The sequence below is a fragment of the Kutzneria sp. NPDC051319 genome, from assembly GCF_040682195.1.
GTDB lineage: Bacteria > Actinomycetota > Actinomycetes > Mycobacteriales > Pseudonocardiaceae > Kutzneria.
This window is the reverse complement of the sequence record NZ_JBFBAM010000041.1, coordinates 1-22,988: the sequence shown is the minus strand read 5'-3', so window position 1 is coordinate 22,988 and position 22,988 is coordinate 1. Positions and strand designations below refer to the sequence as shown.

Annotated in this window: 20 protein-coding genes; 9 read left to right on the top strand and 11 right to left on the bottom strand. The window is 69.4% G+C overall.

The window, feature by feature from the left end; genetic code table 11:
- Window positions 1-28: 28 nt before the first annotated feature.
- Window positions 29-1,147 (top strand): histidine kinase, encoded by a 1,119-nt coding sequence (locus AB0M73_RS31535; RefSeq protein WP_363898169.1) that lies wholly within the window; start codon window positions 29-31, stop codon window positions 1,145-1,147.
- A 1-nt stretch (window position 1,148) separates the two neighbouring features.
- Window positions 1,149-1,793 (top strand): response regulator transcription factor, encoded by a 645-nt coding sequence (locus tag AB0M73_RS31530; protein ID WP_363898167.1) that lies wholly within the window; start codon window positions 1,149-1,151, stop codon window positions 1,791-1,793.
- On the opposite strand, the gene AB0M73_RS31525 is transcribed toward AB0M73_RS31530, so the two are convergent.
- The 6 genes from AB0M73_RS31525 to AB0M73_RS31500 form a co-directional block, all read right to left on the bottom strand.
- Window positions 1,773-2,438, bottom strand: a complete 666-nt coding sequence (locus tag AB0M73_RS31525) for an alpha/beta hydrolase (RefSeq protein WP_363898165.1) — start codon at window positions 2,436-2,438, stop codon at window positions 1,773-1,775. The two genes, AB0M73_RS31530 and AB0M73_RS31525, sit on opposite strands and share 21 nt — an antisense overlap.
- Before the next feature lie 88 nt (window positions 2,439-2,526).
- A complete protein-coding gene (locus tag AB0M73_RS31520) occupies window positions 2,527-3,207 on the bottom strand; it encodes an alpha/beta hydrolase (protein WP_363898161.1) in 681 nt (226 codons plus the stop codon).
- 81 nt (window positions 3,208-3,288) lie between these two features.
- Window positions 3,289-3,684 carry a hypothetical protein gene (locus AB0M73_RS31515; RefSeq protein ID WP_363898158.1) on the bottom strand — a complete coding sequence of 132 codons (396 nt, stop codon included), beginning with the start codon at window positions 3,682-3,684 and terminating at the stop codon, window positions 3,289-3,291.
- A gap of 78 nt (window positions 3,685-3,762) precedes the next feature.
- Complete coding sequence (locus tag AB0M73_RS31510; protein ID WP_363898155.1) at window positions 3,763-4,611, bottom strand: carbohydrate ABC transporter permease; 849 nt, start codon at window positions 4,609-4,611, stop codon at window positions 3,763-3,765.
- Complete coding sequence (locus AB0M73_RS31505; RefSeq protein ID WP_363898365.1) at window positions 4,608-5,237, bottom strand: sugar ABC transporter permease; 630 nt, start codon at window positions 5,235-5,237, stop codon at window positions 4,608-4,610. Before AB0M73_RS31505 ends, AB0M73_RS31510 begins: the two co-directional genes overlap by 4 nt.
- 245 nt (window positions 5,238-5,482) lie before the next feature.
- The gene (locus tag AB0M73_RS31500) at window positions 5,483-6,745 is read right to left on the bottom strand and encodes an extracellular solute-binding protein (RefSeq protein ID WP_363898361.1); all 1,263 of its coding nucleotides are present in this window, start codon (window positions 6,743-6,745) and stop codon (window positions 5,483-5,485) included.
- 133 nt (window positions 6,746-6,878) lie between these two features.
- Here AB0M73_RS31500 and AB0M73_RS31495 point away from each other — a divergent pair, with 133 nt between their 5' ends.
- Entirely contained in the window at window positions 6,879-7,886 is a 1,008-nt protein-coding gene (locus AB0M73_RS31495) for a LacI family DNA-binding transcriptional regulator (protein ID WP_363898152.1), read from the top strand.
- The gene (locus tag AB0M73_RS31490; protein ID WP_363898149.1) at window positions 7,871-10,123 is read left to right on the top strand and encodes a glycoside hydrolase family 3 N-terminal domain-containing protein; all 2,253 of its coding nucleotides are present in this window, start codon (window positions 7,871-7,873) and stop codon (window positions 10,121-10,123) included. Before AB0M73_RS31495 ends, AB0M73_RS31490 begins: the two co-directional genes overlap by 16 nt.
- Window positions 10,124-10,145: 22 nt before the next feature.
- Here the strand turns inward: AB0M73_RS31490 and AB0M73_RS31485 are convergent, their stop codons facing one another.
- Window positions 10,146-10,811: an NAD(P)H-binding protein gene (locus AB0M73_RS31485; RefSeq protein ID WP_363898146.1), complete on the bottom strand. Its 666-nt coding sequence runs from the start codon at window positions 10,809-10,811 to the stop codon at window positions 10,146-10,148.
- Window positions 10,808-11,632, bottom strand: coding sequence for a nucleoside-diphosphate sugar epimerase (locus AB0M73_RS31480; RefSeq protein ID WP_363898143.1), 825 nt, complete (start codon window positions 11,630-11,632; stop codon window positions 10,808-10,810). The genes AB0M73_RS31485 and AB0M73_RS31480 overlap by 4 nt, the downstream gene beginning before the upstream one ends.
- A gap of 85 nt (window positions 11,633-11,717) precedes the next feature.
- On the opposite strand from AB0M73_RS31480, the gene sigI reads away from it, so the two are divergent.
- On the top strand, window positions 11,718-12,566 hold the full coding sequence (gene sigI, locus AB0M73_RS31475) for an RNA polymerase sigma factor SigI (protein ID WP_363898140.1): 849 nt from the start codon (window positions 11,718-11,720) through the stop codon (window positions 12,564-12,566).
- On the opposite strand, the gene AB0M73_RS31470 is transcribed toward sigI, so the two are convergent.
- Window positions 12,529-12,879 (bottom strand): SRPBCC domain-containing protein, encoded by a 351-nt coding sequence (locus AB0M73_RS31470; RefSeq protein WP_363898137.1) that lies wholly within the window; start codon window positions 12,877-12,879, stop codon window positions 12,529-12,531. The genes sigI and AB0M73_RS31470 overlap by 38 nt on opposite strands.
- On the opposite strand from AB0M73_RS31470, the gene AB0M73_RS31465 reads away from it, so the two are divergent.
- Window positions 12,867-13,217, top strand: coding sequence for a YchJ family metal-binding protein (locus AB0M73_RS31465; protein ID WP_363898134.1), 351 nt, complete (start codon window positions 12,867-12,869; stop codon window positions 13,215-13,217). The two genes, AB0M73_RS31470 and AB0M73_RS31465, sit on opposite strands and share 13 nt — an antisense overlap.
- Before the next feature lie 333 nt (window positions 13,218-13,550).
- On the opposite strand, the gene AB0M73_RS31460 is transcribed toward AB0M73_RS31465, so the two are convergent.
- Entirely contained in the window at window positions 13,551-15,278 is a 1,728-nt protein-coding gene (locus AB0M73_RS31460; protein WP_363898131.1) for a lipoxygenase family protein, read from the bottom strand.
- A gap of 112 nt (window positions 15,279-15,390) precedes the next feature.
- Window positions 15,391-17,010, bottom strand: a complete 1,620-nt coding sequence (locus tag AB0M73_RS31455) for a discoidin domain-containing protein (protein ID WP_363898128.1) — start codon at window positions 17,008-17,010, stop codon at window positions 15,391-15,393.
- Between the two features lie 307 nt (window positions 17,011-17,317).
- Here AB0M73_RS31455 and AB0M73_RS31450 point away from each other — a divergent pair, with 307 nt between their 5' ends.
- The 3 genes from AB0M73_RS31450 (at window position 17,318) to AB0M73_RS31440 (ending at window position 22,876) form a co-directional block, all read left to right on the top strand.
- Window positions 17,318-17,659: a metalloregulator ArsR/SmtB family transcription factor gene (locus tag AB0M73_RS31450; protein ID WP_363898125.1), complete on the top strand. Its 342-nt coding sequence runs from the start codon at window positions 17,318-17,320 to the stop codon at window positions 17,657-17,659.
- A 38-nt stretch (window positions 17,660-17,697) separates the two neighbouring features.
- On the top strand, window positions 17,698-18,543 hold the full coding sequence (locus AB0M73_RS31445) for a hypothetical protein (RefSeq protein ID WP_363898122.1): 846 nt from the start codon (window positions 17,698-17,700) through the stop codon (window positions 18,541-18,543).
- Between the two features lie 94 nt (window positions 18,544-18,637).
- The gene (locus AB0M73_RS31440; protein ID WP_363898119.1) at window positions 18,638-22,876 is read left to right on the top strand and encodes a GH92 family glycosyl hydrolase; all 4,239 of its coding nucleotides are present in this window, start codon (window positions 18,638-18,640) and stop codon (window positions 22,874-22,876) included.
- The last annotated feature ends 112 nt before the right edge of the window (window positions 22,877-22,988 follow it).

Below are 22,988 nucleotides of genomic sequence, written 5' to 3'. Positions count from 1 at the left end.
CCCCGGCCGGAGTGACTACGCTGCCCACATGCGCTATCTGTGGGCACTGTGCTGGCTGGCCGGCGCCGCGCTGCTGCTCACGCTGGGCGCCGTGGACTACGAGGCCGGCACGATCCGCGACGATCCGCTCGGCGTGTTCCAGCTCGGATCGGGCCTGCTGGCCTGCATGATCGCGCTGGCCGGCCCCGGGTTGGGGCGGATCGCGTTGCCGCTCGTCAGCCTGCTGCCGGCCATGTCCACGATGGCCGGCACGCTGCTGACGGCCGCCCTGACCGGTCGGCGGGCCCCGTTCACGTTCGCCGCCACGGTCGCGTTGTGCTGGCTGATCGCGTTGATCGCCTGGCGCGGCAAGCCCGTGCTGGCGGCCATCACGCTGCCGATCATCTCGGCCGCGGTCGTGACGCAGCCGATCCTGGTGAACAGCAGCGGCATCGCCGCCGTCGCCGCGCTGGCGCTGGCCCTGTTGCTGGTGGTGTCGATCGGCGTCGGGCTGGCGGCGCGGTTGGTGGGGATCAGCCGGGAGCGGCAGGCTGACACGATCAGGCTGGCCCAACGCGCCGAATTCGCCCGTGACCTGCATGATTACGTTGGTCATCACGTCACCGGCATCGTGCTGCTGGCCCAGGGCGCACGGGCGATGGCCGAGAAGAAGCCGGAACTGGTGCTGCCCGCGCTGGAACGGATCGAGCAGGCCGGCACCGAGGCCATGGCCACCATGCGGCGCATGGTCGGGCTGCTGCGCGAGGCCGATGCCGGCGCCGAATTCAGTCCACCCGCGACGGTCGCCGACGTCTCACGGCTGGTGGACGAGTTCGGGCCGCCCGCGACCCTGGAGCTGGACGGCGAGTTCGAGGGACTGCCGGCCGAGCTCCAGTCCACTGTGCACAGAGTCGTGATGGAGGCGTTGACCAACGTGCGCAAGCATTCCGACGGCGCACACGAGACCACGGTGCGGATTTCCCGGTCCGGGCAATGGGTGCGGGTGCTGGTGTCCGACGACGGCCGGGCCAAGCACGCCGGCCGCGGCGGATTCGGGTTGCGGGGGCTGGGCGAACGCGTGTCGGCGGTGGGTGGCAGCATCAAGGCCGGACCGGGCGCCGACGGCGGCTGGGTGGTCGAGGCGAGCCTGCCCGTGGGAGGGAACTGAGGTGCCGATCAAGGTTCTGATCGCCGACGACCAGGCGATGATCCGGGCCGGCCTCGCCATGATCCTGGCCGCCGAGGACGACATCGAGGTGGTCGGCGAGGCCGTCGACGGCCTGCAGGCGGTGGAGCTGGCCGACCGGCTGGCGCCGGACGTGGTGCTGATGGACATCCGAATGCCCAAGATGGACGGTCTCCAGGCGTTGCGGCAGCTGACCAAGCCCGGACGGATATCCGCGCCGCGGGTGGTCGTGGTGACCACCTTCGACGACGACGAGTACGTCTACCAGGCCCTGCGCGGCGGGGCATACGGCTTCCTGCTCAAGGACTCCGGCTCCGCGCTGCTGGTCGAGGCCGTCCGAGCGGCCGCCGCCGGCGAGGCGCTGGTCAGCCCGGCGATCACCGTGAAACTGTTGCGGCAGCTCAGTTCCCCGTCGACCCTGTCGCCCACGGCCGACCTGTCCGCCCGCGAGCTGGACGTGGTTCGCCTGGTGGCCAAGGGACTCACCAACACCGAGATCGCCGAGCGGCTGTTCATCTCGGTCGGCACGGTGAAGACCCACCTCGGCAACGTGCAGGCCAAGCTGACCGCCCGCAACCGCGTGGAGATCGCGATGTGGGCCTGGCAGTCAGGCGTCGTCGACCGCTGACGCGATCTCGTCCAGCAGCACGGCCAGTTCCCTCGGCATGGACAGGAACGGCGAGTGGCCGGCGTCGAGCCGCCAGATCTCGTTGGCCCGCTGGGACATCTGCTCCTGCAATGCCGGCGGCACCGCCCTGTCCTGCTCGCACAGGACGTAGGTGGACGGAATGTCCCGCCAGCCGGCCCCGATCTGCCGGTCCCGGGCCGCCTGCGCGCTCTGCGACCGCAGCCGGGACACCGCGTCCCGCGCCAGGTCAGCCGGCACGTCCGCGTAGGACATGTCGATCGGGTCGGCGGGCGGCGGCAGCATGTCCAACCCGGGCGGCAGTTCCTGGCCGACCGTGGACAGCGGGGACTGACCCTCGTCCAGCATGAACGCGGCGAGGTAGACGAGCCGGTCGCCGGCGGAAGCCTGTGAGATCACGACGCCGCCGTAGGAATGGCCGAGGAGCACCACCGGCGCGCCGATCGAGTCCACCTTCTCCCGCACGACCTTGGTGTCCGCCTCGACGCCGTAACCCGGGCCGTCCATGCTGGGCAGGTCGACCGCGTGCGTCACCCGGCCCAGCGCGCCCAGCTCGTCACTCAGCAGCGCCCAGCACCACGAACCGTGCCAGGAGCCGTGCACCAGCACGATCTCCGCTCCGGACATGCGTGTCCCCCATCAGGTCTACCCGCCGACACAGGACAATCACGCTAGGCCCGCGAGCCACGGCTCGGGCCCGGATCAGGGATATCCCTCACGAAGCGTCGTCGGCCGCCGACGCGATCTCGTCCAGCATCGCGGCCAGCTCGGCGGGCATGGACAGGAACGGCGAGTGGCTGGCGTCGAGCCGCCGGACCTCGTCCGCCCTCCGCGCCAGCTCAGCCTGGAACTCCGCCCTGATCGCCTTGTCCTGCTCACACAGCACGTACGTGGACGGGATGTCGCGCCAGCCGGCGGTGGACTGCTTGTCCCGCCAGGACTGCGCGCTGTGCGGGCGCAGCCGGGACACGGCGTCCCGCGCCAGGTCCGCCGGCACGTCCGCGTAGAACCGGTCGATCGTGTCGTCCCCGAGCGGCACGGACTCCTGGTCGGCCGGCAGTTCCGCACCGACCGAGGACAGCAGGCTCGAGCCCTCGTCGAGCTGGAACGCGGCGAGGTAGACCAGGCGCGCGATGTTCTGGGCGCCGGCCGCCGCCTGCGACACCGGAATCCCGCCGTAGGAGTGGCCCAGCAGCAGCACCGAGCCGCTGACCGAGTCCACCGCCTCACGGACGACCTTGGCGTCGGCGTCCACGCCGAAGGCGGGCCCGGACGCGCTGGGCAGGTCGACGGCGTGCGACCGTCGGCCGAGGGCGGCCAGTTCGACGCGCAGCGGTTCCCAGCACCACGAACCGTGCCAGGCCCCGTGCACCAGCACGATCTCCACTTGTGACATGCCGTTCACGCTAGGCGAATCCGCCACGCGGTCCCAATTCCGTGGGGACACGTGTCCGGATTCGACCGAAAACTGGCTCGGTCAGTTGTCGGTGCTCTCGGTGATGTCCGCGTCGCACTGCACCGTGCCCTTGCCCTCCTTGGTAATCGGGCTGTCCTTCTCCAGCGTCACGGCGCACGTGACCGGCTTGCCGTCGGTGGTCTTGACCGACACGGACACGTGGCCGAGGCCGGCGGCCAGCAGCGTCTCGTGGAAGGGCAGGGTCTCGGTGGTGGTGCTCTTCTTGGGCGTGCTCTTGGGGCTCTTGTTGTCGGTGGTGCCGGGCTGGGTCGGGTATTCGACCGTGACCTCGCCCGAGCCCTCGCCGGTGACCTGGAGCTTGACCTCGTAGGTGTAGCTCTTGGTGCCGCATCCGGCCAGCAGGGCACCGCCCACCGCGACCAGAGTGACCATCGGAATCAGGCGGCTCATCGTCATGCCCGTATCATCGCGTGCCGGGACGTGGGGCCGCCTCTGTCCGGGGACGGATTCCGGGCTCTGACTTTCGGCCGATGCTCAGCCCTTGACCGAGCCGCTCAGCCCGCCGACGATCCGCCGCTCGGCCAGCACGAACACCCCCAGCGCCGGCACCATGGACAGCGTGGTGAAGGCCAGGATCCGGGCCGTGTCCTGGGAGTACTGCGACTGGAACGTCGCCACGCCCAGCGGCAGCGTGAAGTGCGACTGGTCGTTGAACACCAGCAGCGGCAGCAGGTAGGCGTTCCAGCTGGTCACGAAGGCCAGCACCGTGACGGTGCTCAGCGCCGGCATCGACAGCGGCAGCAGGATCCGCCAGAAGAACCCGAGCCGCGACGCTCCGTCCAGAGTGGCCGCGTCCTCCACCTCCTGCGGTATCTCCAGCATGAACGGCCGCAGGATGAGGATGGTGACCGGCAACGAGAACGCCGCCTCGGGAATCGCCACCCCCAACGGGTTCTCCAACAAGCCGATCTGCCTGAGCTGGAGGTAGAGCGGCAACGATGCCACGGCCAGCGGGAACAGCAGACCCACGGTGAACAGCCCGTACAACGCCTCGCGGCCGCGGAACCTGTAGCGCGACAAGGCAAATCCCGCCATCGCGCCGCAGCCGACCGCCAGCGCCGTGGCGATCACCGCGATCACGGCGCTGTTCCACAGAAACCGCCAGAACGTCGACGCGCCGAGGATGGCGAGGTAGTTGTCGACCACCCAGGGGCTGGGCCAGCCGACCGGGGCGGCGTTGACCTGGGCCGTGGTCCGGAAGCCGCCGATCACGACGAACAGCAGGGGGACGACGGTGACGCCGACGACGAGCAGGGCGGCGAGATAGCCCAGTGGTCGCAGCGAGTTGCGCCGCCTGATGATGTCCGGGGCGGTGGTACTCACCTCAGTGCGCCTTCCGTGTCCCTGCGTAGCGCGAATCGCTGGTACAGCAAGGCGAACGCGAAGCAGATGATGAACAGCACCACCGCCACCGCGCTGCCGTAGCCGAACTCGTAGCGTTTGAAGCCGTGGTCGATGAGGTAGGTGGCCATGGTGGTGGAGGCGTTGGCCGGACCGCCCAGCGTCATGATCCAGACGACGTCGAAGACCTGGAGCGAGCCGATCACGCTGAGGAAGATCCAGATGCGGATGGTGGGGCCCAGCAGGGGAAGCACGACCCGCCGGGTGGCCTGCCAGGCCGAGGCGCCGTCGAGGGCGGCGGCCTCGCGGAGCTCGGTGGGGATGCCCTGGAGGCCGGCCAGCAGCAGGATGATGCCGAAGCCGATGTACTTCCACGTGATCACCACGAACAGGGTCAGCAGCACCACCTTCGGGTCGGCCAGCCACTGGCGGATCAGGCCGTGCAGGCCGAAGGACGACAGCGCCTGGTCCACGAAGCCGCCGGGTTGCAGGATGAGCAGCCAGATCACGGCGGTGGTGGCCTCGGACAGCACGTACGGCGCGAACACCACCAACCGCAGCGCGGAGCGGCCACGGAGCTTTCGGTTGAGCAGCAACGCGATGCCCACGCTGATCGGCAGCTGAACGACCAGCGACAACACGACGATCACCAGGTTGTGCTGGACGGCGCTCTGGAACACCGCGCCGCCCAACACGTCCCAGTAGTTGCCGAGCCCGACGAAGTCGGTCAGCGAGCCGAAACCCTGCCAGTCGTAGAGGCTGTAGTACGCGGCGACGCCGATCGGCGCCAGCACGAAGCCGACGAACAGCACCAGTGCCGGGCCGAGCAGCAGCGCCAGTTCGAGCCTGCGGGTCACCGGTCCCCCGTCGCCGCCTGGCCGACCGATTGCGCGACGCTCGCCGAGGTGCCCTTGCCCGCCACGAAGTTGGCGATGGCGTCGTCGAGCGCCTGACCGACGGCGGTGGGCAGGGCGACGTCGAAGTAGGTCTGGATGTAGGTCGCCTTCTGGCTGAAGTCGAACACCTGTCGCAGCGTCGCATCCTTCAGGGCACTCGCGGCGTCCGGGTTGACCGGCAGGCCGATGCCGGCGGCGGCCAGCTTGCTCTGCACCTCGGTGCTGCTGATGTACTTCAGGAAGTCCGGGCAGGCCGGCGGGGCCGCGGTGGTGCAGGAGAAGCCGTCCCCACCGCCGAGCGTGACGTCCGGGTCGCCGGCGCCGCCGTCGACCGACGGGAACGGGAACCAGCCGAGCTTGCTGGCGAAGTCCTTGTCCTCGGTCAGCGCGGCCATGGTGCCGGGCTCCCAGTCGCCCTGCAGCTCCATCGCGGCCTGCCCGTTGGCCACCATGCCGGCCGAGCTGCCGGCGCCCTGCTGCGCCGGGGTGCCGAGGAAGCCCTCCTGGAACGGCTTCTTGGCCAGTAGCGCGGTGAGGTCGTCGCCGGCCTTGCGCCAGCACGGGTCGTCCAGCTTCTGCGCCTCGATCGACTGCTTGACCACGTTCGTCGAGCACTCGCGGACCGCGAAGTAGTCCCAGTAGAAGGCGTCCGGCCAGCGGTCCTTGCTGCCGATCGCGACCGGCGTGACGCCGGCGGCGCGCAGCTTGTCGATGGCCGCGTCGAAGTCCGCCATGGTGGCGGGCGGCGTGGTGATGTCGGCCTTGGCGAACAGGTCCTTGCGGTACCAGAAGCCGACCACGTGGCGGTCGTAGGGCACGCCGTACTGCTTGCCACCCGACTGCCAGCCCTCGGCCGCCTTGCCGAGCTTGCCGATCCAGCCCGACACCGCCGAGGTCAGGTCCAGCACCTTGCCGGACTTGATCTGGCTGGTCAGCTGGCCGCCGCCCCACTGCTGGTAGGCCCCGGGCGGCGAGTCGGACTGCAGGGCCAGCGGCACCTTGGTCTGGAACTGCTCGTTCTGGATCGGGTCGACGGTGACGGTGACGTCCGGATGTGCCGCGTGGTAGCCGTCGGCGACCGATTGCCACAGGCTCTTGAGCGGGTCTGACGTTCCGTTGTGCCACCAGGTGAGCGCGCCGGAACCGGTGGTTCCCGACGAGCCGCACGCGGCGACGAGCAGCGCCGCGACCACGGCGGCGCACAGCCGGATGCTTCGCATCACTGGTCCACTCCTGACGACGTCGGCCGAGCTGGACCGGGCTCCACGGCCCGAATTGGTGCCTGAGTCTGGGGCCGTCCGGACCGCGTGTCAATCGTTGTCGATAACGTTTTACACGGGTACCGTCGGGCGGGTGCAGCCAAGCTCACGGGTGACCATCCGGGACGTCGCGGCGGTCGCCGGCGTGTCGGTGGCGACCGTCTCCAAGGTCATCAACGACCGTTACGGGGTGTCGGCCGACACCATGGCCCGGGTCCGGGCGGTCATCGCCGACCTGGGCTACGAGGCCAGCCTGGTGGCGCAGAGCCTGCGCAACCACAAGACCAACGTGATCGGCATCCTGGTCGCCGACATCGAGCCGTTCAGCACCGAGCTGCTGCGGGGCGCGGCCGACGCCATCCGGGACACCGGCTACGAGCTGGTCGTGTACTCGGCCGGCGGCCGCACCGGGGCCAAGCTCGGCTGGGAGCGGCGCTACCTGTCCCGGTTGTCCGGCACGCTCATCGACGGGGCCGTCCTGGTCACGCCCAGCGTGCTCGACGTGCGCTTCGCCGCCCCGGTGGTGGCCGTCGACCCGCACACCGGCCCGTCCGGGCTGCCGACCATCGACTCCGACAACCTGCGCGGCGCCCGACTGGCCGTGGAGCACCTGCTTTCCTTGGGGCACCGGCGAATCGCCATGTTGACCGGGCGCGAGGACCTCCAGTCGGCACGGCTGCGCGAGCGGGGCTTCCGGGAGGCGATGGCCGAAGCGGGGATGCCGGTGGACGAGGCTCTGATGCTGCCCGGCGACTACGACCCCGTGGTGTCGGCCGCGGCGGCAGAACGGGCCTTGCTTGCGCCGACGCCACCAACTGCGGTTTTCGCGTCCAACGACGCCTCGGCCATCGCCACCGTCGAGACGGCCCGGTCGCTGGGGCTGCGGGTGCCGGAGGACCTGTCCGTGGTCGGCTTCGACAACATCCCCGAGTCGGCGCTGAACTCGCCGCCGCTGACCACCGTGGACCAGCCGATCAAGGTCATGGGCCGGCGGGCGGTCGAGATGCTGGTGCAGCTGATGCGGGGCGAGGAGATCGAGAAGACGCACGTCACCCTGGACACCCACCTCGTCGTACGGGGGTCGACATGCGCCCCGAGGTAGCGGACCTGCTGGCGCGGATGACCGTCGAGGAGAAGGTCGCCCAGCTGCAGAGCGTCTGGCTCAACCAGGACGAGGGCGGCGTCGTCGCGCCGACGCAGGATGACTCGGACCTGGCCGCGGTCGACTTCGACGCCGCCGTCCGGCACGGGCTCGGCCAGCTGACCAGGACTTTCGGCACGTTGCCGGTGGATCCGGAGCTCGGCGCGCGGGGGTTGGCGCGCAGCCAGCGCCGGATCATGGCGGCCAACCGGTTCGGCATTCCGGCGATCGCGCACGAGGAGTGCCTGACCGGGCTGACGGTGTGGCAGGCGACGATCTTCCCGTCGCCGCTGTGCTGGGGCGCCGCCTTCGATCCGGACCTCGTGGCGCGGATGGGGGCCGCGATCGGCGGCAGCATGAGGGCGCTCGGCGTGCACCAAGGGCTCGCGCCGGTGCTGGACGTGACGCGTGACCTGCGGTGGGGCCGGGTCGAGGAGACGATCGGCGAGGATCCGTTCCTGGTCGGGCTGATCGGCAGCGCGTACGTGCGTGGCCTGGAGTCGGCCGGAGTCGTGGCCACGCTGAAGCACTTCGCCGGCTACTCGTCGTCCCGCGCCGGCCGCAACTTCGGGCCGGTGTCGATCGGTCCGCGCGAGCTGGCCGATGTGTTGTTGCCGCCGTTCGAGATGGCGTTGCGGGCCGGGGCCCGGTCGGTGATGAACGCCTACACCGACAACGACGGCATCCCGGCCGCCGCCGACGAATCCCTTCTCACGCAGCGCCTTCGTGAGGTGTACGGCTTCACCGGCACGGTCGTCGCCGATTACCACGCCGTGTCCTTCCTCCAGACGCTGCACGGACTTGCCGACACACCAGGGAAAGCAGCCGGTCTCGCGCTGCGGGCGGGCATCGACGTCGAGCTGCCGACCGTGACCTGTTACGGCGACGCGCTGCTGGCGGCCTTGGCGGCCGGCGACGTCGACCCGACGCTGGTCGATCGCGCTGTTTCCCGCGTGCTGGAACAGAAGTGGCAGCTGGGCCTGCTCGACGACGACTACTCCCCCGAACCGGCCGGCCCCTTCGATCTCGATCCGGAGTCGTCCCGAACGCTGGCTCTCGACCTGGCCCGCCGGTCCATTGTGTTGCTGCACAACAGGGACACGCTGCCGCTGCCGGCCGGCGCGCGCGTGGCCGTGATCGGTCCCCGGGCCGATGACCAGCACGCGGTCATGGGCTGCTACTCCTTCCCCGTGCATGTCGGCGTGCACCATCCCGATGTGCCTGTTGGCATCGAGGTGCCGACCGTGCTCGACGCGTTGCGCAAGGACTACGACGTCAGCTACGCCCTGGGCTGTCCCGTGCTCGGCGGCGACGACGCCGGCATCGCCGAAGCCGTTGCGGTGGCCCGGGAAGCCGACTTCTGCGTGGTCGTGCTCGGTGACCGGACCGGCATGTTCGGCACCGGCACGTCCGGCGAGGGCTGCGACGTCGCCGACCTGCGGCTGCCCGGGCGGCAGGAGGAGTTGCTGGAGGCCGTGCTGGACACCGGCACGCCGGTCGTGCTGGTGCTGCTGGTCGGCCGGCCCTACGAGATCTCCCGGCAGGTGGACCGCCTGGCCGCCATCCTGTGTGGTTTCCTGCCCGGGGAGGAGGGGTCGACCGCGCTCGCCGACGTGCTCAGCGGGCGGGTCGATCCCTCCGGCCGGCTGCCGGTCAGCTTCCCGCGGACCGGCGCCGGCCACCCTTCCACTTATCTGGCCCCGATTTTGGGCCGTCGGACCGAGCTCAGCAGCGTCGACCCCACGCCGCTGTTCCCTTTCGGGCACGGCCTCAGCTACGCCCCCGTGACCTGGCTCGACGCCGATTCCGACCGGGACTGGCCGACCGACGGCGAGTGCCGCCTGTCCGTGACCCTGCGCAATGACAACGCCGTGCCGGCGACCGAGATCGTCCAGGTGTACCTGCACGACCCCGTCGCCGAGGTCGTTCGCCCCGTGCAGCAGCTCATCGCCTTCTCCCGCATCACCCTGCCGCCCGGCGGCACCACCCGGGTTGACTTCACCCTGCACGCCGATCTCACCTGCTACACCGGTCTTTCCGGTCAGCGGCAGGTTGATCCCGGCGCGGTGGAGCTCCGCATCGGACGGTCCAGTGTGGACATGGAGTCGACGTTGACGTTGGAGCTGACCGGCCCCCGCCGGTTTGTCGGCTTCGATCGGGTGATGCAGCCGAGTCATGTCGTGACGCCGATGGCATGACCGCGAGCAGTGCGGCGGCGGGTCAGGTGGCGATACCGATCGCGTGACCATACGTGCGCGGGTCGGTGATCGCGGCCAGCATGAAGTGGGCGACGTCCGCCCGTGGGATCAAAGCGCCGCGGTGGATGTTCTGCTCGATGGCAGTGCGGTAGTGGCCGGTCATGGGCTTGTCGGTAAGGCGCGGCGGCCGAACCGAGGTCCAGTCCAGGCCGCTGGCCCGGAGCATGTCCTCCATGATGGCCAGGTCGCGATAGTGCGCCTCCAACACCTTGCGCACGATGGGCGTCAGCACGGTACGCATGATGATGCCCTCGGCGGGGTCATGGCGCGGCGGATTGGGGCGGTCGGGCGACGGCGTGGTCGACACGGGCGCGGCGCTGACCACCAGCAAACGCCGTGTTCCGGTGGCCTTCATGGCCTCGGCGATCGCCTGCGTGCCGGCGGAGGCGATGCCGGCCACGCGGGCGTTGCGCGGGCCCAGGCCCGACAGCACGGCATCGGCCCCATCAACGGCCTTCTCCAGCTGCACAGTGTCCACATCGGACAGATCGGCCCGCACGGCGCGGATGCCCGGCGCCACCTTGCTCGGGTCCCGCACCACGGCGGTGACCTCGTGACCGGCCGCGACGGCCTGGTCCACCACGCAGCGGCCGATGCCGCCCGTAGCCGCGAAAACCGTGATCCTCATGCCGCCCTCCCGAAGACGTGAGCATTGTCCGACGCCCAGCGGGCGAAGGTCAGCGCCGGACGGCCCAGCACCCGGCGCACCTCGTTGGTGATCAGCGCCGGCACGCCGACCGAACGTGCCTGCAAGGACAGCAGGCCGGCCGCGAATCCGGCCGGGAAACCGCGGCCGACCAGCGCCGCCCGGGCCACCTCTGGGGCCATCTCCAGGTAGGTGAGCTCGCGGCCCATGGCGTGGCCGATGGCGCTGACCATTTCCCTCTGCGTGAGCGACTCGGGTCCGGTCAGCACCGGCCGGGTGCCGAGCAGGCCGTCGTCCAGGAACGCATGGAGCGCCACCTCGGCCAGGTCCAGCTCATGGATCGGCGACCAGGTGGCCTCCGCGTACGAGCCACGCACCGTGTCCCCGTGCTGGATCTGCTCCGCCCACAGCCCGAAGGAGTTGGCCGCGAAAGTCGTCGGCCGCAGCGCCACCCAGTCCAGGCCGCTGGCCGTGACCGCCCGCTCCACCTCGGTGTTGCGGTCGCCTCGCCACCGTGACGGCTGCGTGTCGAGGGCGTCGTCGACATTCACCGCCGACAGCACGACGACCCGCTTCAGCACGCCTTCGCCCTCAGCCAGCAGCCCGTCGATGTCGTCGCCGACCGCCCGGGGGTTGACGAACAGCCCGGTGACTCCCTCCAGCACCGGCCGATCCACCACCTCCACGCTGCGCGGCAGCGCCGACGGGTTCCGTGCCACCGCGCGCACCTTCAGCCCGGCGGACACCAGTAGTTCCACGAGTGGGCGGCCGACCGTGCCGGACGCCCCGGTTACCAGGATCATGTCTTCAGGACGACGCGGCCTTCGAGAAAGTGACATGTCCCGAAAGTGATGTCACGTTCCGGCGGGCCGTATCGTCGTAACCCTTGTGACTGGCTTCGGTGAGGTGTGGCGGGCCAACCGCCCGTACCTGGTGAACCTGGCGTACCGCATGCTCGGCGACATCGGCGCGGCCGAGGACGTCGTGCAGGAGGCCTTTGTCCGCTGGTCGGCCGCCGTGGACGTGGACGACGACCGGGGCTGGCTCACCGTCGTGACCAGCCGGCTGTGCCTGGACCAGCTGAAGTCCGCGCATTCCCGGCGCGAGCTGCCCGGCGACGTGCCCGAGCAGCCGGCGACCGTCGACCCGGCCGACCGCGTCACGCTCGACGACGAGGTCCGGCTGGCGCTTCTGGTTGTGCTGCAACGGCTTCCCCCGGCCGAACGGGTCGCCTTCATCCTGCACGACGTGTTCGGCACGCCTTTCGAGTCCGTCGCCGAATCCCTCGGCCGGCCGGTCGCCACCTGCCGTCAGCTGGCCCGCCGCGCCCGCCAGCACATCGCCCTGGAGCGCAGCTATCCGGTCGACGACGCCGAGCACCAGCTCGTCACCGAGCGCTTCATCACCGCCTGCTCCACCGGCGACCTCGACGCCCTGCTCCGGGTCCTGCACCCCGAGGTCTGGGGCACCGGCACCTTCGCCGGCGCCGACCGTGAGCGTCACGGCAGCGCCGACGTCGCCGCCGGCCTGCTCCGCTTCCTCGGCCACGCCACCCTCGTCTCGGCGCCGCCCCAGCTCATCGCCTTCATCAACCGCCGCGAGTTCGCCGTGCTGCGCCTCACCGTCAGCGGCGACCAGGTGATCAAGATCGTCGCCGCCCCGGGTCAGGACTTCGGCCGCCCGGGGTCTGACGACGGCCTCAGCCACCCATCGGGGCGTCGGTGGTCTCGTGGGTGACGGTGAGGCGGGTGGAGCCGTACTGCTCCTCCAGCTCCCAGGTCAGCGTGGTCACCGGCTCGGCGCCGATCTCGGGGCTGAACATGGCGTGCCAGGTCTGGACCAGGCGGCGGGGCGGGTCGCACTCCAGCACCTCGCCGTCGATGATGACCTCGGGGGCGCCGTGCGCGGCCATCTCCTTGCTGGCCAGGGCCCGGAACTTGCCGCCGACCTTGAGCTCGTACTCGCTGACGCAGCGGAAGCCGTACTTGTCGTGCTTGTTGGCGCCGCCTCCGGCGTCGCGGCTGCGAGAATCACCCCATGACGTGTCCATGTGGCCTGGGCGGCCGGTACGAGGACTGCTGCGGGCGCTTCCACCAGGGCGGGAACGCCCCGACGGCGGAGCTACTGATGCGGTCCCGCTACGCGGCCTTCGCCGTCGGCGACCGGGCGTATCTGCTGCGGACGTGGCACAGCACGACGAAGCCCCGTCGACTCACGCTGGACGACACAGAGTGGACGGGGCTGTCGATCGTCGACCGCGACAAGGGCGGCTTGTTCGACAAGGAAGGCGTCGTGGAGTTCGACGCCCACTACACCGGCGGCTCCCTGCACGAGCGCAGCCGGTTCGTACGCGAGAACGGCAAGTGGTTCTACCTGGACGCCGTCTAGCCCCCTCCGCCGCCACCCCAGAGACCGCTCGCCCCCACCCACACCTAACTCTGACCCTCCAACCCCACAGAGCGCTCGCCCCGCCCACACCTAACCCTGACCCTCCAACCCCACAGAGCGCTCAGCCCCCGCCCGCACATAACGCTCTGCCCCTCCAACACCGGAGAGCGCTCGGCCCCGCCCCTGCTTCGCCCGGTTGCTGGATTTTTCGAGGTCCGCCACTCAACTCGCCCCACCACCAAGCCGCTGCGGGCCTCGAAAAATCCAGCAAGGGCGAGGCAGGGGCTTAAGGGGGGCCGAGCCCCGCGCGGAACGCGCGGCAAACAAACACAGCTAGATGTTGGTGCTGTTGGGAATGAGCGAGGGCTGAAGGTAGGTGTAGGCCCGGGACCGACGGCGGTTGCGGGCGACGATCTCGTCCTCTACGGCGGCCAGCTCTCCCCGGAAACGCCTGTGCGACAAGGAAACGGCGCTGTCGGCGAAGTCGGCGCCGTAGTCGCCGAGGACGCCGTGGTGCACCGAGCCGAGGAAGGTCATCACGCAGAACTGCTGCACGGCGACGTCCAGCGGCGGCAGGTTGGCCAGCCAGTCGGCCTCGCCGTGCCCGAGCCCCTTCGGCTCCTCGGTGTAGCCGGCGAGCGGGTTGGCCGGCAGGAACGCCATGTGGTCCGCCTGCGTGAAGTTGACGGCGGCGTGCTGCGGCCCGGCCGTCCACACCACCATGGTCAGGATCTCGACCAGGTCGTTGCGGTCGAGGATCTGCCCCGGCGTGGCCCCGAAGTCCCGCACCTGCCCACCCTCGGCCGACGCGACCTCGGCCGCCCAGGCCTGGAGCTCGTGGTCGCCGACGACGTCCACATCGGACTTGTAGTAGGCGCCGACGAAGTCGCTGACCCAGCGGTAGATCGCGTTCCACACCAGCAGGCCGTCGTCCCGGTACGGGTGGTGCGGCAGCGCCGAGACGCTGTCGACGCGTGAGGACGCCAGCTTGGTCGGCAGGTAGTTGTCACGGAACGAGCGCTTGGCCCGGTGCTCGGCCAGCCACGGATAGGTGCTCTTCAGGTCGGAGCCGATCAGGTACTCCACGGCCCGGCCGGGCTGGATCAGCAGCTCCACGGCCAGCTTGTTGATCGACATGGTGCCCTCGAAGTGCCGCCGCAGCAGCACCGCCACCGGGTGGTTGACCGCCAGGTTGCGCACGGCGGCGATCAGCACCGGCTCGCTCATCAGGTGCGTGAAACCCAGGTGCGTCAACACTTCGTGGTACGTATTGTGCGCGGTCAGCACGCAGTTGCGGGCCAGCATCCACGAGTAGCCGTCCCGTGGCGTGTAGATGTCCCGGCCGGCCGGGTCCTGTCCACATTGGATCGCGAACGGCTTCAGCGGGCCGCCGCCGCGGGGCACGACGAACGCGACCATCGGCGAGTACATGTACTTCGGCGACTGCGGGTGGGTGCCATTGTCCAAAGCGGACATGGCCTCGTAGTCGATCCAGTACACCCGGCCGGCCGCGATGGCGTGGTCCAGGTCCTCGCCCAGATGCGTGGACGTGAGCGGGAACTTGCCCGGCACACGGTCCATCCGCACCAGCCGCGTCGGGTCCGGGCCGGCCACCATGACCTCGGCGAAGTACTCGTCGGACCGGAAGTCCGCGGTCGCCGGCGGCTGCTCGACGCGGGCGAACACGTCCTGGAACGCCTTGACGGTCTTGTCGACGTGGTCGCCGGTGACGCCGCCGGGCAGCGGCATGAAGTACTCGACGATGCCGCCCATGTCGCCCGCGCGCACCATCGTGGCCAGCTTGTGCGGGGCCAGCGGCTGCAGGTCGTTGACGAAGTTCCACTTGCCCTGGCGCTTGAGCCGCAGCAGGTTCAGCCGCAGCTCCTCCTGCTTGGCCAGCGCCTTGAGCTGCCAGCCCGGGCCCGGCTCGTGGTCCGCGCCGAGCGTCGAGGACACCGGGAAGCCGAGGTCCATGGTGTAGCGGTACTCGCCGCGCACGGCGGCGAGCTGGTCGGCCCGCTCACCGCGCGGGTCGTGCTGGGAGATGAGGTACTCGGGCAACGCGGTTACTCCTAGGCTGGCGCAGCGGCTACCCCCACCAAATCAGGGTAGCCGCGTACGCGAGCCTGAGCAGGACCAACAGGCACTCAACTGTGCACTTTGGAGCTTCCGGTCAGGAACCGTAGACCTGCAACTCGTAGAGCGAGTAGCCGTAGCTGGTGCCACGGGCCGTGCCGTTCATCCGCACGTACCGGCCGGATCCCGCCAAACCCGTGAGATCGTCGGATCCGCCGTTGCCGGTCGTGGTGGTGTAGATCGTCGTCCACGCCTTGCCGTCGTCGGAGGTCTGGATGGTGTACGACTTGCCGTACGCCGCCTCCCAGGCCAGTTTCACCTCGGTGACGCTGTGCGTGGCGCCCAGGTCGACCTGGAGCCACTGCGGATCCGCGCCTTCCTTGCTGGCCCAGCGGGTCGAGGTCAGGTTGCCGTCGAAGGCCTTGGCCGCCGCGTACGTCGTGGACTCCACAGAGGACGCCGTTGCGGTCTTTCCCTGCGACAACAACGTGGACGTGCCGCCACCCGTGCTCACCGTCAACGCGAACGAGGCCGACTTGCTGCCCGAGCTGTCCGTGCCGACGACGGTGAACGTGCCGGACTTTGCGGTGTCCGAAGCCGCCACCGTCACCGTCGAGTTGCCGCTGCCGGAAACCGAGGCGGGGTCAAACGTCACGGTGACGCCGGCCGGGACGCCGGTCGCCGTCAACGCCACGGCGCCCGTGCCCCCGCTGACCGCCACCGTGGCGGTCGTCGAGGCGCCGGGCTTGACCGAGGCCGAAGCCGGGTTCACGGCGACGTTCAGGCCGGCCTGCCCGGCCGGACTGAAGGTCCACTTGCTCACCGTGCCCGAGCAGCTGCCGGTGCCCAGCGATCCGCCGCTGTCGCGGAAGCATTTCTTGCCGGTCTGGATGTCGTTGATGGTGAGGTCGGGGTTGATCGACAGCTGACTGTTCGGCCCGCCGTCACACTTGCCCAGCTTCACCGTGCTGCCGGAGATCGTCGCGCACAGGTTGTTGATGACCAGGAACGCGCCGTGGAACAGGAAGGTCTGCTCGGCCGAGCCGTTGCAGGCGGCCATCTTCAGCGCCGTGCCGGACGTGGAGCTGTTGCCCGGGTCGTCGATGCACAGGCCGGTCGAGTTGTTCTTGTACGAGCCGATGGTCTGGTTGGGCTGCGCACCGCCGTAACAGGCCCCGGTCTTGATGTCGAAGACCGGCGTCGCGTCGTAGTCCTCGTTCGACGGCGGGTTGACCACCACCGGCTCCAACGTCGGCGTGTTGTCGGAGTTGTAGTGCGTCAGGGCGTCTTCACAGTCGATGGCGTCCATCGCGTTGCCGCCCTTGCCGCCCAGCCACAGGTCGATGTGGTGCAGCTTGGGGCCGCCGTTGGGGCCCTTGCCGTTCCAGTCGGCGCTGCACTCCTCGCAGCTGTCCTCCATGATGAAGTACTTGCGCACCCGCGGCACCCACACCTTGGTGCCGGCCTTGTACTCGCCGTTGTCGGTGGCGAAGGTGATCGGGTCGTCGAAGCTGCCGACACCGCCGGCGGTGTCGTGGATCTGCGGGTACGAGATGTCGCCGCCCGGCGGGGTGTTGTCCCACCAGCCGTAGAAGGTCAGGAACGTCTGATCGGTCGTCGCCGCCTCCGCCGCCGCGCTGCTGAACAGCGCGGCCAGTGCGGACAAGACGACGAGGATGGCGGTCGCCACGGACGTGGCGAGCCTGCGCCGACTCATGGTGCCTCCGGGGTCAGGGCGGACGCGGCGGCGGGGTGCACGAAGATTCCGCCCGGCGGCCCCGCGGAGTCAATATGGTTAGGAAAGTTCTCTAACAATTAGCCCCGCATCACTCGAACGGAGTAGCGGGTTGCCGCCCCTCCTGCACGTGAGTGGCTTACTTCGCCCCCAACGCCACCTAAGCCACTCACGTGACAGCAGCCGCCCCACGTGAGTGGCTTAGGTGGCCCCTGATGCGAAGTGAGCCACTCACGTGGGGCCGAGTATCGGTGTTGCGTTATATAAGCCGCCGGTGCAAGGTCGAGGGGTGCACGCGTTCGACGTACTCGGCGATCCGGTCCGCCGGCGCATCCTGGAGCTGCTGGCCGACGGGGAGCTGGCCTCCGGCGAGGTCACGGCCGTGATCCGGGAGGAGTTCGGCATCTCGCAGCCCGGCGTCTCGCAGCATCTGCGGGTGCTGCGCGAGAACGGCTTCACCACGGTCCGGGCCGACGGCGCCCGCCGCCTCTACGCCGTGGACCCCACCCCGCTCCAGGAGATCGACGGCTGGCTGGACCGCTACCGCCGGTTCTGGCGGCAACCCCTGGACGCCCTGTCCACCGAGATCGCCCGGGGCAAACGACAGAAACATCAGCCTCCTATACAGTGAGACCGACCGGTCGGTATCTACCCAAAGGGGCCTGATCAATGACGCTGGGGCGCAGGGCGTGGCAGGCGGTCGAGCCGTTGCACGGCTTCATCTACTTCGTGCCGGAGGCGCAGGAGCGCTTCGAGGCCCTGGGGCTGGGCTACGGCGCGGGCTACTTCGCTTCCCGGTCGGCGGCGTTCGGGACGGCCTCGGCCGAGACCGTCATCGCCACCTTCTTCAACTTCAACCCGGCCTTCGTGCGCGAGAGCATGACCGGGGTGTGGGACAAGGTCACGCCCGAGCAGGTGCTCAAGGCCCGCCTGGAGGCGGCCGACGCGGCGCTGCGGCGGGGCCTGGGCGACCTGATCGACAGCGACGCGGTGAAGGACACCGCGGCGCTGACCCGTAAGGCGGCCGAGGCGGCGTGCGAACGGCTGGAGGGTCGGCCGCTGTTCGCCGCACACGCCGCGCTGCCCTGGCCGACGGAGCCGCATCTCCAGCTGTTCCACGCCCAGACGCTGCTGCGGGAGTTCCGCGGCGACGGCCACATCGCGGCGCTGGTGACAGCGGAGCTGACCGGCCTTGAGGCGCTGGTGGTGCACGCGGCGACCGGTTACCTCGCGGCGAAGGTGCTGCGCGGCTCCCGCAAGTGGAGCGAGGAGCAGTGGGCCGAGGCCGTGGCCGGGCTGCAGGAGCGCAAGATCGTGGAGCGGGGCGAGGAACTCACGCTGACCGAAGAGGGCCGCGCGATGCGGCAACGGGTCGAGGACCTGACCGACCGGCTGGCCGAGCCGGCCTACGAGGCGCTCGGCGAGGACGGCGTCGACCGGCTGGCCGAGGTGGGCAAACCGTTGTCGGACGCGGTGATCGAGGCCGGGCTGCTGCCCTATCTCAAGAAGAAGTAACGTCCGGACAGGAAACAGGACAGATTCTTGACATCGATGTCACACCCGGTTTCGCTGACGCCCAGGCAACGGCGCTCCGGGAGGGTTCGACGTCATGAGACGACTGTGGTTACTGCTGCTCAGCACGGCATTGATAGCAGGGCTCACAGCAACTGTCCCGGCGGTGGCGTCCGCGGCGGGCGCCACCGATTTCTCCTCCTCGTTTGAGGCCGGCCAACCCCAGCCGACCTGGACGGACACGGTCGAGACCGACGCGAGCGGGGCGGCGAAGTCGGCCGGTGTGAACGGGGCCGACGCCTCCACCATTCCCGGCAACGTCGATGACAAGGTTGTCGACGTCCAGGCCAACTCGCAGAACGACGGCGGCGGCGAGGTCAAGGAGAACCTCGTCGACGGCAACGTCAACACGAAGTGGCTGACCTTCACCAGCACCGGTTGGGCCCAGTTCCAGCTGTCCGAGCCGATCGCCGTCATCTCCTACGCGCTGACCTCGGCCAATGACGCGCCCGGCCGCGACCCGCAGCAGTGGACGCTGTCCGGCTCGCAGGACGGCCAGCACTGGACGGCGCTGGACACCCAGAACGGCCAGAGCTTCGAGAACCGGCAGCAGACCAAGTCCTACGACCTGGCCGGCAACACCACCGCGTACCTGTACTACCGCCTGGACATCACGCAGAACCACGGCGACCCGATCGTGCAGCTGGCCGAGGTGCAGCTGATCCAGCAGGTCGGCGACAACCCGCCGCCGCCCTCCATGCGCAGCTTCGAGGGCAAGGGCCCCAGCGGCGGCTACAACTCCAAGGCCAACGCGGGCTTCACCGGCGTGAAGTCGTTCCGCTACGCCGGCAGCCACCTCGTCGCCGGGCACGCCTACTCGTACAACAAGATCTTCGACGTCGACCTCGCGGTCACGAAGAACACCCAGTTGTCGTACCAGATCTTCCCCGAGCTGATCGGCGACGACCCCGACTACACCAGCACCTACGCGGCGGTCGACCTGGCCTTCTCCGACGGCACCTACCTGAGCCAGCTCGGCGCGCTCGACCAGCACGGCTTCACCCTGTCGCCGCAGGGCCAGGGCACGTCGAAGTCGTTGTACACCAACCAGTGGAACCACATCGCGTCCACCATCGGCACGGTCGCCGCCGGCAAGACGATCAAGCGGATCCTGATCGGCTACGACAAGCCGACCGGGCCGGGCTCGTTCAGCGGCTGGGTGGACGACATCGCGATCGCCGGCAACCCGGCGCAGCCGACCTACGCGCACCTGAGCGACTACGTCAGCACGGTGCGCGGCACCAACGCCAGCGGCTCCTTCTCGCGGGGCAACAACTACCCGGCCACCGCGGTGCCGCACGGCTTCAACTTCTGGACGCCGATGACCAACGCCGGCTCCCAGGACTGGCTGTACCAGTACGCGAAGGCCAACAACGCGCAGAACCTGCCGACGCTGCAGGCCTTTGCCGTCAGCCACGAGCCCAGCCCGTGGATGGGTGACCGCCAGACGTTCCAGGTGATGCCGGAGAACGGCGCCCCGACGGCCGACCGCAACGCCCGCGCACTGCCCTTCAGCCACGACGACGAGGTCGCACAGCCGGACTACTACTCGGTCAAGTTCCAGAACGGGATGCGCACCGAGATCACGCCGACCGACCACGCCGCGCTGTTCCGGTTCACCTTCACCGGCAACCAGTCCGTTGTGGACTTCGACAACGTGAACAACTCCGGCGGGCTCACCCTCGACCCGGCCAGCGGCGTCGCCACCGGCTACTCCGACGTCAAGAGCGGCCTGTCCACCGGGGCGACCCGGATGTTCGTTTACGCCACGTTCGACAAGCCGGTCACCGCCGGCGCGAAGATCACCGGCACCGGCCGGGACAACGTGACCGGCTACTTCCAGTTCGACACCGGCTCGGACAAGACCGTCACCATGCGGATCGCCACCTCGCTGCTGTCGGTCGACCAGGCCAGGAAGAACCTGGAGCAGGAGGTCTCCGGCACCGACACGTTCGACTCGGTGCGGGCCCGGGCCCAGCAGGCGTGGGACAAGCAGCTCGGCGTGATCACCGTCGACGGCGCCAGCCACGACCAGTTGGTGACGCTGTACTCCAACCTGTACCGGCTGTTCCTGTACCCCAACGAGGCGCACGAGAACACCGGCACGGTCGCCGCACCGAAGTACCAGTACGCGAGCCCGGTGGCGCCGCCCGTGGCCGCGGACACGCCGACGCAGACCGGCGCGAAGATCTCCGACGGCACCATGTACGTGAACAACGGCTTCTGGGACACCGCCCGCACCACCTGGCCCGCCTACTCCCTGCTCTCGCAGAGCATGGAGGGCAAGATGATCGACGGCTTCGTGAACCAGTACAAGGACGGCGGCTGGACCTCGCGCTGGTCCTCCCCGGGCTACGCCGACCTGATGACCGGCACCAGCTCGGATGTCGCCTTCGCCGACGCGTTCGTCAAGGGCATCAACAACTTCGACGTGCAGGCGGCCTACGACGCCGCGGTGAAGAACGCCACCGTCGCGCCGACCAGCTCCGGTGTCGGCCGCAAGGGCCTGGACACGTCCAACTTCCTCGGCTACACCTCGACCGCCACCGGCGAGGGCTTCTCGTGGGCGATGGAGGGCTACGTCAACGACTACGGCATCGCGCAGATGTCCAAGGCGTTGCTGGACAAGGCCAAGCCGAACGACCCGCGCCGCCAGGAGTACTCGGACAACTACACGTACTTCCTGAACCGGGCCCAGAACTACGTGAACCTGTTCGACCCGTCGGTGGGCTTCTTCCAGGGCCGCAACCCCGACGGCAGCGAGCACACCCCGACCGCCAGCTACGACCCGCGGGTGTGGGGCGGCGACTACACCGAGACCGACGGCTGGAACATGGCGTTCTCGGTGCCGCAGGACGCCCAGGGCCTCGCCAACCTGTACGGCGGCAAGGACAAGCTGGCCGCCAAGCTCGACACGTTCTTCTCCACGCCGGAGACGGCCAAGTTCGTCGGCAGCTACGGCGGCATCATCCACGAGATGCTGGAGGCCCGTGACGTGCGGATGGGCCAGTACGGCGGCAGCAACCAGCCGTCGCACGGCATCATCTACATGTACGACGCCGCCGGCCAGCCGTCCAAGACCCAGCAGTTGGCGCGCGAGGCGCTGTCGCGGCTCTACATCGGCAGCGAGGACGGCCAAGGCTACCCGGGCGACGAGGACAACGGCGAGATGTCCGCGTGGTACATCTTCAGCGCGCTGGGCTTCTACCCGCTGACCATGGGCAGCGGCGACTACGCCGTGGGCTCCCCGCTGTTCACCAAGGCGACCGTCCACCTGGAGAACGGCAAGTCCCTGGTGGTCAACGCCCCGAAGAACAACGCCAAGAACGTCTACGTGCAGGGCCTGAAGGTCAACGGCAAGGCGTACGGCAAGACGGCCCTGCCCAGCAGCCTGCTGGCCGCCGGCGGCACGCTCGACTTCGACATGGGCCCCACCGCGTCGAAGTGGGGCAGCGGCAACGGCGACGCGCCGGTGTCCATCACCAAGGGCGACGCCGTGGCGCAGCCGCTGCACGACCTGACCGACCCCACGCAGGGCGCGCTGTTCGACAACACCTCGAACACACAGTCCACTGTGGATGCCCCGATTCAGGTCCAGCCGTCCGACCCGAAGCAGCCGGTGCAGATGTACACGCTGACCTCGGGCTCGCAGGCCGCTTCCGCACCCACGAGCTGGGCGTTGAAGGGCTCGTACGATGGCAAGACGTGGACCACCGTCGACCAGCGGTCCGGCGTGAAGTTCACCGACGCCCGCCAGACCAAGGCGTTCAGCGTGCCTAGGGCCGGCCGGTACAACTACTACCGGCTGGAGCTGACCGGCACACTGTCCGAAGTGGAGCTTCTCGGCAAGCCGAACCCGGTGTGCGCCACCACCATCGACGGCACGGTGAACGGGCCGCTGACCGTCAAGGGCGTCACCTGCCTGACCGGCGCCGTCAACGGGCCCGTCACCGTGTCGCCCGGCGCTTCGCTGTACGCCTTCGGCGGCGCCATCGGCGGTCCGGTGTCGGCGGCCAACGCCGGGGCCGTGGTCCTGCTCGGCACCCACGTGTCGGGTCCGGTCAGCATCGTCGGCACCACCGGTGAGACCAGCATCGAGACCGCCCGCGTCGACGGTCCCGTGTCGCTGACCAACAACGCCGGCGCGGTCGTCACCTCCACCTCCGTCGGCGGGCCGCTGGCGTGCACCGGGAACACCCCGGCGCCGTCCAACAACGGCCTGCCCGACACGGTCGGCGGCCCGGCCGCCGGCCAGTGCGGCACCCTGACCACCTGACCGCTCTCCCCCACGAGTGGCGGGCGCCGCCGCGCCCGGGGGGGGGCCGCCGTTTTTTTAGGGGGAGTCCACAAAGAAGGGTTAATTTAATAAAAAAAAAATAGAAGACAAA

Bases quoted from the DNA above. Each gene is read 5' to 3' on its own strand.
- AB0M73_RS31490 (WP_363898149.1), top strand. From the start codon at position 7,871: ATGCGCCCCGAGGTAGCGGACCTGCTGGCGCGGATGACCGTCGAGGAG.
- AB0M73_RS31485 (WP_363898146.1), bottom strand. From the start codon at position 10,811: ATGAGGATCACGGTTTTCGCGGCTACGGGCGGCATCGGCCGCTGCGTG.
- AB0M73_RS31480 (WP_363898143.1), bottom strand. From the start codon at position 11,632: ATGATCCTGGTAACCGGGGCGTCCGGCACGGTCGGCCGCCCACTCGTG.
- AB0M73_RS31520 (WP_363898161.1), bottom strand. From the start codon at position 3,207: ATGTCACAAGTGGAGATCGTGCTGGTGCACGGGGCCTGGCACGGTTCG.
- AB0M73_RS31455 (WP_363898128.1), bottom strand. From the start codon at position 17,010: ATGAGTCGGCGCAGGCTCGCCACGTCCGTGGCGACCGCCATCCTCGTC.
- AB0M73_RS31525 (WP_363898165.1), bottom strand. From the start codon at position 2,438: ATGTCCGGAGCGGAGATCGTGCTGGTGCACGGCTCCTGGCACGGTTCG.
- AB0M73_RS31500 (WP_363898361.1), bottom strand. From the start codon at position 6,745: ATGCGAAGCATCCGGCTGTGCGCCGCCGTGGTCGCGGCGCTGCTCGTC.
- AB0M73_RS31440 (WP_363898119.1), top strand. From the start codon at position 18,638: ATGAGACGACTGTGGTTACTGCTGCTCAGCACGGCATTGATAGCAGGG.
- AB0M73_RS31470 (WP_363898137.1), bottom strand. From the start codon at position 12,879: ATGGACACGTCATGGGGTGATTCTCGCAGCCGCGACGCCGGAGGCGGC.
- AB0M73_RS31515 (WP_363898158.1), bottom strand. From the start codon at position 3,684: ATGACGATGAGCCGCCTGATTCCGATGGTCACTCTGGTCGCGGTGGGC.
- AB0M73_RS31445 (WP_363898122.1), top strand. From the start codon at position 17,698: ATGACGCTGGGGCGCAGGGCGTGGCAGGCGGTCGAGCCGTTGCACGGC.
- AB0M73_RS31535 (WP_363898169.1), top strand. From the start codon at position 29: ATGCGCTATCTGTGGGCACTGTGCTGGCTGGCCGGCGCCGCGCTGCTG.
- AB0M73_RS31465 (WP_363898134.1), top strand. From the start codon at position 12,867: ATGACGTGTCCATGTGGCCTGGGCGGCCGGTACGAGGACTGCTGCGGG.